The organism is Calderihabitans maritimus, from assembly GCF_002207765.1.
Classification (GTDB): Bacteria; Bacillota; KKC1; order Calderihabitantales; family Calderihabitantaceae; genus Calderihabitans; species Calderihabitans maritimus.
Window position 1 is genome coordinate 1 of the sequence record NZ_BDGJ01000036.1, and the last position, 9,550, is coordinate 9,550.

Consider the following 9,550-nt stretch of genomic DNA (forward strand, 5'->3'; position numbering starts at 1 on the left):
TTTCTTATTGTCTTTTTACATTTTGAAACAATAAAATTTCCAATTCAGGGTCTTGACATTTTACCGCGGGTCTCCTTGTTATGTAATTTAATGTAAAAGTTTTTACTTTTATAACTTCTATTTAGAATTACGTAAGCAATAAAAAATTTCGGGGTCTCCCCCGAAAAATTTTTTAAAAATGATTTTAGTTTTTTATCTCCCCGGCGGAGTTGGAGTACTACTGCTTATGTTTCCCCCGCTATAATCTATATCATTTGTAGTATCCGTCTCTTCCGAAGCAGGTTTGGGCTCCGATTCCCTCTCCTCTTCCGTTTGGGTTTCATCAATCTCTTCTTCTATAGAACCTGAAGTAATAGTCTCGCTGCTATAAGTCTCGCCGGTTGAGTTGGATAAATCACCGGTTTCTTCAAGGTCTTCGGTGGTACTTTGCTCCTCTTTAGTACCTGTTTCTTCAGTTTCCGTATCGTTAATGAGTTCTGGGCCTTCAACGGTATTATCCTCAGTTGTTTCTGTTTCAGTTTGATCTTCTTGGTCTTCATAGTTAAACTCTAAGTTCTCTTCTTCCGGTTCCTGGTCAGGGGTAATTTCCTTTACAATTTGATTTTCTTTAAGTTTTTCTTCCGCTTGTTTAGGTAAAATATCCTCTTCGGGTGGAGCGCCTACCGGCTTTTTCTCCATCTTGGGGGGTGTTTTTCTTTCTTTACTTTCCTTATCTTGCTGTCCCGGAAAAGCTTGTTCGGATTTCTTTTGTGACTCTACAGACGGAGCTTTTGGACCAGCCGGCTTATTATCATTATTATCTTTCTTGCTATTGCCCGCATCTTTTGGTAGCACGTCACTTGGTACCGTTACTTTTTCAATCTTTTTATTGATAATGGAGACGCCTACTTGGTCAAACAACTCATTAATCTTAAAGCCTTGGGCCCTTAATTCTTCCACAAGGTCTGTAGCTTGTTGTGGCATCCCTGACTTGAACTTAGCCTTGGAAGCCACCTTTTTTTTCAGCAGGTAGCTGGTGACGGACAGGCCCTCGTTCTTGGCCTGCTCTCTTTCTTTTTCAGTTGCTTTTTGAACGGCCACAGTTCCTTTTAAACCTAGTTCATTGATCTCATTAAGCACAGTTTCCTTTATCCTTAAAGGATCGAGAAGCTTACCTTCATTTTCTTCAACCACTGTCAACAAGATCAAGTTATCCTTATCCGGTGTAAGGTACCCGGCTGTTTGAGCCTGATGGATTAAGAGCCCTAAGGCTTCGTATACCTCTTTATTTTTTAGCGGCAGGTCTTTAAGAAGCAGCTCTGCATCTTCATTCAACGGTACTGCCGCTATGATAAGGTTATGCCGGTTGATAGCCAACTCCATGCTGGGATTGATGTCTAGTGCCAAATGAGCTACGGCTTTTTCACCGGGAAAAACTGCTGCAAACACAGTGCCGACAAGCAGTAGCAAAATGATGCCCGCTGCCAGTGCTTTGTAATGGTAAGCAGAACTGATTTCCTCGGATGGATCTACCCAGACTTCCTGACCTTGACTAACCCCGTCTTTGGGAACCGGCAGCCGCAAGAACTGACGGTCTTCGGTGGCCACCCACATGAAACGTCCTTTTGTCTTAATCACTATTCCTTTTAACTTACTCAACCTGGCCACCTCCTTTTGCGGTGCCGCTCATCTCGGGGGACTCTTTATATTTGGTTGTTTTCTTAGATGGCAAGGAGAACAGGGATCGTAAATAGTTAAATTCCTTATTATTAAGTATTAGAAACACAGCTAAGATGTATTGCCGTCCCCGTTTAAGCACTTTTTTGCTGGTGCCGGTTGCCAAGCTAAGTTCTTTTAAGGGAAGCCTTTTATAGCGGTTAATATAGTCTACAAATTCTTGATGGTTTGTTATAAATTCAGCAATCTCAACCAACTTATCTCTGGTATCCCGATGCTTGGGGCAAGATTGCTCAAGTTTCATTAATGACAAACCAAATTTATTTAGAATCTGTTCAAACCGGGCCATCTCGTCGGCACGGTCCAACTCTACCTGGCGGTCCAGGTAGTTTTTCCAAGCGGCATCCACTTCCCACTGCCGGTCCGTTTCACCGTCTTCAGTAGATACTTCTAAAGGCAGGTGGCAATGGCGGGCTTCTTTTCTGAAGTAATCCGCCAACCGGCTTTTAATAACTATGCGGGCGAAATTACCAAATTCTTTACCGAAGGATTGGTCGTAGCTGTCAATAGCCTCGTTAAAAGCCAGTAAAGCAATGCTTAATTCATCATCATTTTCCCATTCCAATCTTCTGCCGCAATAGCCTGCTGCTACCTCTTCTATGAATGACCGGTACGAACATATCAATTCTTCCCGGGCAGTCTCATTTCCGGATTGAGCTAGGGAAACCAACTCTTCTAGTCGGTTTTTTTGCATTTATTTCACCCATTTATTTATTCGTAAACTTAAACTTTTTTAGGGAACTCGTTAAACTAAAAAGACTTACAATTTACCTTTATTAAGATTTCATTATAAGTTCGAAGAATTTACCACATCTTTGCCGAGGTTTACTGTCATTTGGCCAATGACACAAAGGATGTTGTAGGCAAAGATGCCAAAGTGCCGTATTAGGTTCTTAGTTTAAAATTTTCCGCTGGGCAGCCGCTCCAGGTCGGTTTTGATCTCACTGTGAAATTGCTTGCATGTTCCATGGTCGTGATAGAGTTCTATTATTTTTTGGGGATGGTCGGGAAGCGAGGTCCAGTAGGTTTCGATTTCAATGTCCAGTGGCTCATTACACCGGATCTTCTCCCCATACCCGGAGGGTTACTTTGGGAGGAATCAGGCCGCAGATCTGGGCGTGGGGTTGATTTTATTAACGACGAATCCTGTGGCCTCTTTATGGTAAATATTTACTCTCCCCAGCGGGAATACAGGTGGTGCTCGACGCCCAGAAGGTCCAGCACTCTCCCCACTATAAAATCCACCAGATCGTTAATAGTCTGCGGATGGTGATAAAAGGCAGGCATGGCCGGTACTACATGTACTCCCATGCGGGCCAGTTTGAGCATGTTTTCCAGGTGTACCTGGTTGAGAGGCGTTTCCCGGGGAACTACTACCAGCGGTCTCCCCTCCTTCAGCATCACATCGGCAGCCCGTTCGATCAGGTTACCGGCGGTACCGTGGGCGATAGCCGACACGGTAGACATGGTGCAAGGAATGACAATCATACCGTCGTTCTGTGCCGAACCGCTGGCTATCACCGCTCCCAGGTCCTCCGGGTCGAAATACCGCAGCGCCGGGTCGCCGCTTGAGTACCCCAGGTATTCCCGGAGGCGCTCCTCCACAACCTCTGCCCGGCCTTCCAGGACCCACCCCATTTCCTCTTTCAGCACCTGCCGTCCCGGCTTGGAAACGGTCACATACAGGAAGCATCCCGCTTCCTTCAAGACCTGCAGCATCCGGCAGCCATAAATGCTTCCACTGGCACCGGTTATGGCTACGATGTAACGCTTCATAATATCCTCTCCGTCTTCAATGCTTGTTTACCGCTACAGAAGTATATCGAGAAAAGTAAATAAGAACATGAGTGTGCTCAGGTAGCCGTTCATATTGAGAAAGGCAACATCTATTTTGGAAAGGTCGGTAGGAGTTACCAGGCGGTGTTCGTAGATGAGGATGAGAGAAGCCGCTGCCACTCCCAGCCAGTAGAACAACCCCGTCTTTGCGTAAACTCCCACTGCCACCAGAAAAAGCGGAGCCGCTACATGCAGGAGGCCGGAGATTTGCAGGGCCCGGCGCAGGCCAAAGCGAGCCGGGATGGAGTGTATTCCGTACTTCCGGTCAAAATCGAAGTCCTGGCAGGCGTAGATGATGTCAAAACCGGCCACCCAGGTGGCTACCGCCAGTCCCAGAAGCAATCCCGGCAGTTCAACCCTGCCGGTGATGGCCACCCAGCTGCCCAACGGAGCCAGACCCAGGGCAATCCCCAGCACCAGGTGGCAGGCCCAGGTCCAGCGTTTGGTATAAGAGTAGATGACCAGTACGAATACGGCTATGGGCATCAGCTTTACGCATAGCGGGTTGAGCCGACTGGCCGCCACGTAAAGCAGGAGAAAAGAAAGAATGGTATAAATCCAGACTTCGGTGACCGACAGCAACCCCCGGGGGAGGGCCCGGTTGGCCGTGCGGGGGTTAAGAGCGTCAATATGCCGGTCGATGAGCCGGTTGAGGCTCATGGCCGCCGTCCTTGCGCCAACCATGGCCATGGTTATCCAGAACATCTGGTAGGCAGTGGGGAACCCCTCTGCCGCCAGAAATGCCCCCAGGAAGGCGAAAGGCAGGGCGAATATAGTATGCTCAAATTTTATCATCTCTAAAAAAATGCGCACCTTCTTAAAACCCATATTCCTTCCACTTCCTGTCTACCAACTCTTTGATTTCCGGACTCATTACAATATCATCGGGCCACTCCCGGGTATGCCCTTCTCCCGGCCACTTCTTCGTGGCATCTATTCCCATTTTGTGACCGTAACCGGAGAGAGGGGAAGCATGATCCAGAATGTCCAGCGGGCCGTCCACTATGGTAACGTCCCGGCGGGCGTCAATGTTGTTGAAGACTTTCCACAGCACCTCGGACATGTCATGGACATTTACATGTTCGTCCACGACAATTATGAGCTTGGTGAACATCATCTGTCCCATGCCCCACAGGGCGTGCATAACTTTTTTGGCATGCCCGGGATAGCTCTTTTTGATGGAAACTATGGCGCAGTTGTGGAACACGCCCTCCAGCGGGAGGTTCATATCCACGATTTCCGGCAACTGCATTTTTAGCAGAGGGAGAAAAATCCTCTCCGTAGCTTTGCCCAGGTAACAGTCCTCCATAGGGGGTTTCCCCACTATGGTTGCCGGATAAATAGGGTTTTTCCGGTGGGTAATGCACGTTACATGGAAGACCGGGTACATGTCGGCCAACGAATAGTACCCCGTATGGTCGCCGAAAGGCCCTTCGAGGCGGAGTTCTTCCGGATCTACGTATCCTTCCAGGACGATTTCCGCGTTGGCGGGAACCTCCAGGTCCACGGTGATGCACTTCACCAGTTCCACCGGTTCTTTGCGCAGGAACCCGGCGAAAAACATTTCATCCACGTCTTTGGGAAGAGGAGCGGTGGCGGCGTAGATGACCGCCGGGTCGCTGCCGAGGGCCACCGCCACTTCCATGCGCCGGTTTTTCTTCTGGTGCTGCCGGTAGTGCTCTGCCCCGTGCTTGTGCATGTGCCAGTGCATGCCGGTCGTTTTCCCGTCGTAGACCTGCATGCGGTACATCCCCACGTTCCGCTTCCCGGTTTCGGGATCTTTAGTGAACACCAGCGGCAGGGTGATAAAGCGGCCGCCGTCCTGCGGCCAGCATTTGAGGATGGGGAATTCATCCAGGGAAAAGTTGTCCCGCTTGATTACCTCCTGACACGGGCCCTTCTTTACCACCCGGGGCAGAAAATTGGAAATCTGGGCCAGCTTGGGCAGGGCCTTCAGCTTATCCATGATGGTAACCGGCATTTCTCCCGGCTGCAGGAAACTGAGAATTTCGGCGCCGATATCGTCCAGGTCCTCCACTTCCAGAGCCAGCTTCATCCTTTCGTAACTTCCAAAGGCGTTGGTCAGCACCGGTATGGAGTAGCCCTTGACATTCTCAAACAACAGCGCGGGGCCGTACTGCTTGCTTACCCGGTCGGTGATTTCAGTGATTTCCAGGATGGGATCAACCTCGGCCTTAATTCTCTTGAGCATGCCTTTCTTTTCCAGGGTGTTTATAAAGTCGCGCAGGTCGCGGTAGGCCATGATTTTCACTCCTTCAATGCTCCGGTTTGGTACCTACATGTACGGCGACAATGCCGCCGGTCAGCTCGTAATAACGGGCGTCTTCCAGGCCCACCCCGGCAAAGAGCTGCCGGATCTCCTCCTGGTGGGGAAAGGACTTGAGGGAGTTGGGGAGGTAACTATAAGGGCCTTCCAGCCCCACTCCCAGCCGTCCCAAAAAGGGAACCAAGCGGTTGAAATAAAAATAATAGAGTTGCTTGAATACCGGCAGCGACGGCTTGGCCAGTTCTAGGGAGACCACTTTGCCCCCCGGCCTGACTACCCGCATCATCTCGGAAATAGTTTTTTCAATGTCCGGTACGTTCCGCAGGGCAAAGCCGATGGTGGCGCAATCAAAGGTATTGTCGGGGAACGGCAGGTCGATGGCATTACCCTGGACAAATTCGATTATATCCCGGTAAGGAGTCCGGGCTACATTTTTCTTCCCGACCTCCAGCATGTTTTCACAAAAATCTAACCCGACTACTTTTCCCGCCGGGCCGACAACCTTCGCCTGTTCTATAGCCAGTTTACCGGTTCCACAGCATACATCGAGACCTTTCCCTCCGGGGCGCAGCCCGGTCTGCTTTACCGCAAAGTAACGCCAGTAACGGTCCCGGTTAAAACTGAGTAAAGTGTTGAGCAAATCGTACCGGTGAGCGATAGAAGAAAACAGGGCATGAACGTATTCTTCTTTGGACTTGTACTGGTCCGGAATTTTTACCACGATGCTTCCCCCTGTTGTCGTTGCGAGATTTTATACTCATACGGCCAGGATTTTGTGAATTTCCTCTGGCTTAACCTGCAAGAGATTAATCAGTTCCAGAAAATATTCCCGCTCTTTCCGGTCAGGCAATAAAAAAAGAACCTCTTTTGCCCTGGATAAGTGTTTAGTGACCAGTTTCTCTTCCAGGCCCAGCCTTTGAATCCCCCAGGCGACGCCCAGATTGAAGCCCAATTCCCTCAGCCGAGCTTCCTCCTCCTCACCTGCGCCGGCTACCTTGCCGCCTATACTGCAGGCCTGCTCGGCCAACCTGCCCCACTCTCTTTGGACGACTGGAATATAGGCCCGCATGTCTACCTGACCTGTTTTCTCCAGCTGGTACCTGGTGATACCTGCCTCGTGAATATCACAGATAACTTTCGAAAGAGGAGCAAGCATAGCTAAACTGTCATGCCGGCTGAGGTAATGAAAAAACTTGCTGTACAAATAGTCTCCCACCAAAACGGGAAAAGCCGGTTTCTTACCCGCCTGGTTGTGAACCAGGGTGGCCAGGTGAATAAACTGAACCACGCAGGCCAGAGAAACCAGTCTACGGCTGCGGCAACCGAACAGCCGCCCGGAAAGCAATACCAGAGACGGGCAGAAATACTTGTCCAATGTGTCCAGATCTAAAGAAACGAACTGGTTGATGTGTCCCGTCCGCAGACTCATTTCCTTTTCCAGTTCCTGCTCTACCATATTTAGTTCTGTCCGTATCACCTGTAGAAACTTTAGGTCGGTCAATATGAAAGGCCCTCCTTAATTACGGCTCCCGGAAAAAAACAACCTGAACGCCTGATACTTCATTCTAGTTATATTCTAGTTAGAGGGAAAAATTCCTGCCGTCTATGTCCGGCTTTCGCCAAATTTCTCGTCCTACCAAAAATATCTGAGCCTTACAACCCTTCCCGGTATTGTAAGGCTCAGACTATTCAGGCTTTTGATTTTTTCCAGGTAAAATAAATATCCCCCTCCTATATGTTTACCGCAGTCCGTTGAGGAGGTTCTATGATGCCCCGTGTGACCTCTCTGGCTTCTACATGTTCGGCCTCAAACATTTCTTTCATGTAGTTGCAGGCATCCCAGGGGTTGACCCGCTCACCGCAGGTGAAAACGTCTACCGCCGCGTAACCCAGCTCAGGCCAAGTATGGATAGCCAGATGGGATTCTGAAATTACGACTACACCGCTGACTCCCTGCGGGCTGAACTTATGGAATACAACTTCGCGAACCTCCGCACCGGCTTTCAATGCGGCCTGAACCATAATCTCTTCTACCCGGTCGATGTCATTTAAAATTTCGAAGCTGCATCCATAAACCTCTGCCAATACGTGACGACCCAAAGCGTTCAATTATCATTCCTCCTTTCCCCTGGTGGGGCATTTTCAATCAAATTCAATTTTAATTAGCGTAGTCCCATTTGTCAACAAAATTTTCTATTTTGCTGTAGATAATATTTTGTATAGCAAAGGACGTTTTTTTTCTTCGATTACCAGGTAAGTTAAAGGAATTACGGCATAAATCATCATGGTTGCAGCGGCTACAATTCCGGAATCATTGACCAGCAGGGCCACCCCGCTGCCCACCATTACTCCCATAAACCCTTGGGCCATGGCTGGGTAGCGGCGGGTAATACGCTTCAACAGGCCGACCGGGCGGTATATCAATATGGTCAGCGTCAACAGCATAACCAGCAGTACCCGGCTCCAGGCGGTGTAGCGTACGAGTCTAAGATTGTTGGCCAGCTTCCGGGTAATTATATCCGCTGCTTCCATCACCCCCTCCTCCTGAATTAAGGCGGCGGCGCGTCCCCAATGGGACTGAACCTGGACACCCCGCCCCAGGTCAAACATGGTAAATCCCGCTAATATTATACTAATCCCGGCTGCTATGGTGACGACTTCCCGATAGGAAATCTTCATCCCGGCCAGGCGTAAGACAGTAAAGCTGAAGGCGCTTACCGCCGCTACCGTCCCGCCCGCATTGGCCCCGATCTGGGGAGCCGCCATGAGAAATATAATCACGGCGAAGGCACCACCGAGCAACGGTAACAGGCGGCTTCTCCATGCAGGCAGGCGCTCCAGTAATCCCGCCGCACCGGTGATGGAGGCCCCCAGCAGAACTCCCATATACTCGTTACCGATTCCGTAATACCTGGCTCCGGCCACGGCGTCGTAACCCAGCACGGAATTCTGCATGAGCCGTGCTCCCGTTACCAGGTCGGCAGCGACGGCCAGGGCGGTGGTCAGGCTGATCAGGAGAAAGGGATCCAGTTCCGATTGGCGGGTAAACTTAATGGCGGCAAGGGTAACAAATACGGTCAGAACTATCGCTTCTAAGGCATACAGGGGCAGGCTGCCGCGGTAGAACGCTCCCATTATAAGCAGGCTCAAAGGCACCGCCATCAAAGCGAGTAACACCGGCTGCAGGAGGGCTATTAGGCGGTGCCGGCGAAAAAGAGCGACCACAAAGGAAAACAGCACTATTATCTGCAGCAGCACGTATCCCTTCACCAGATACGGCCTGGCCACATAGATGAAAACCAACTTGCGGTTGAGCTCCCTGAGCGTCTGCCAGGGATTAGATGCTTCAACGGTGTAAACAGGCCGGCCGCTCATAACCGGGGAAACCTGGAGATCGAAAAATTTTAAGACGGTAGGAGCTATGTCCGTTAGGGTGATTATCCCCGGGCGTCGGGTGGTACCGCTGCTCAGTAAACCCGGACCGTATCCGGGCCCAGCCATGACAACCGGGGTCATAAAATTTTTCCGGCGGTAGTCATGGTCCGAGGGACAGGCGGAAAGGAGGATTAAAAGGGTTCGGTCCGGGTCAATCAACTGGGTTAATTCACCGATGAAACGATCGGCGGCCTGAAGGGCCTTTTCCTTTTCCCGCCGCACTACCTGCGGCAGTGCCGCCTCCTTGAGTTCTTCCAGGCGGGAGGGGTCCCCCCG

The 9,550-nt window shown here is 50.3% G+C and carries 9 protein-coding genes and 1 pseudogene; all 10 read right to left on the reverse strand.

The features are described from left to right. Window positions 1–192: 192 nt before the first annotated feature. Window positions 193–1,638 (reverse strand): anti-sigma-I factor RsgI family protein, encoded by a 1,446-nt coding sequence (locus KKC1_RS04675; RefSeq protein WP_088553345.1) that lies wholly within the window; start codon window positions 1,636–1,638, stop codon window positions 193–195. After that, complete coding sequence (sigI, locus tag KKC1_RS04680; RefSeq protein WP_088553346.1) at window positions 1,631–2,410, reverse strand: RNA polymerase sigma-I factor; 780 nt, start codon at window positions 2,408–2,410, stop codon at window positions 1,631–1,633. Before sigI ends, KKC1_RS04675 begins: the two co-directional genes overlap by 8 nt. A 126-nt stretch (window positions 2,411–2,536) precedes the next feature. After that, a pseudogene (locus tag KKC1_RS04685) lies at window positions 2,537–2,755 on the reverse strand (IS1380 family transposase); the annotation flags it as partial. Between the two features lie 131 nt (window positions 2,756–2,886). Next, entirely contained in the window at window positions 2,887–3,492 is a 606-nt protein-coding gene (locus KKC1_RS04690) for a UbiX family flavin prenyltransferase (RefSeq protein ID WP_192868078.1), read from the reverse strand. A gap of 33 nt (window positions 3,493–3,525) precedes the next feature. Further along, on the reverse strand, window positions 3,526–4,380 hold the full coding sequence (locus tag KKC1_RS04695; protein WP_088553348.1) for a UbiA-like polyprenyltransferase: 855 nt from the start codon (window positions 4,378–4,380) through the stop codon (window positions 3,526–3,528). Further along, window positions 4,370–5,815 (reverse strand): menaquinone biosynthesis decarboxylase, encoded by a 1,446-nt coding sequence (locus tag KKC1_RS04700; protein ID WP_088553349.1) that lies wholly within the window; start codon window positions 5,813–5,815, stop codon window positions 4,370–4,372. Before KKC1_RS04700 ends, KKC1_RS04695 begins: the two co-directional genes overlap by 11 nt. Window positions 5,816–5,828: 13 nt before the next feature. After that, window positions 5,829–6,560 (reverse strand): demethylmenaquinone methyltransferase, encoded by a 732-nt coding sequence (locus KKC1_RS04705; RefSeq protein WP_088553350.1) that lies wholly within the window; start codon window positions 6,558–6,560, stop codon window positions 5,829–5,831. 36 nt (window positions 6,561–6,596) lie between these two features. Continuing rightward, complete coding sequence (locus KKC1_RS04710) at window positions 6,597–7,340, reverse strand: polyprenyl synthetase family protein (protein WP_088553351.1); 744 nt, start codon at window positions 7,338–7,340, stop codon at window positions 6,597–6,599. A 230-nt stretch (window positions 7,341–7,570) separates the two neighbouring features. After that, a complete protein-coding gene (gene speD / locus KKC1_RS04715; RefSeq protein ID WP_088553352.1) occupies window positions 7,571–7,948 on the reverse strand; it encodes an adenosylmethionine decarboxylase in 378 nt (125 codons plus the stop codon). Window positions 7,949–8,032: 84 nt separating this feature from the next. Continuing rightward, the coding region (locus KKC1_RS16210; RefSeq protein WP_088553353.1) for an alkaline phosphatase family protein at window positions 8,033–9,550 on the reverse strand (1,518 nt) is incomplete at its 5' end.

Excerpts from the sequence above, each read along its gene's own strand:
- KKC1_RS04695 (WP_088553348.1), bottom strand. The coding sequence starts at position 4,380 with ATGGGTTTTAAGAAGGTGCGCATTTTTTTAGAGATGATAAAATTTGAG.
- KKC1_RS04700 (WP_088553349.1), bottom strand. The coding sequence starts at position 5,815 with ATGGCCTACCGCGACCTGCGCGACTTTATAAACACCCTGGAAAAGAAA.
- KKC1_RS04690 (WP_192868078.1), bottom strand. The coding sequence starts at position 3,492 with ATGAAGCGTTACATCGTAGCCATAACCGGTGCCAGTGGAAGCATTTAT.
- sigI (WP_088553346.1), bottom strand. The coding sequence starts at position 2,410 with ATGCAAAAAAACCGACTAGAAGAGTTGGTTTCCCTAGCTCAATCCGGA.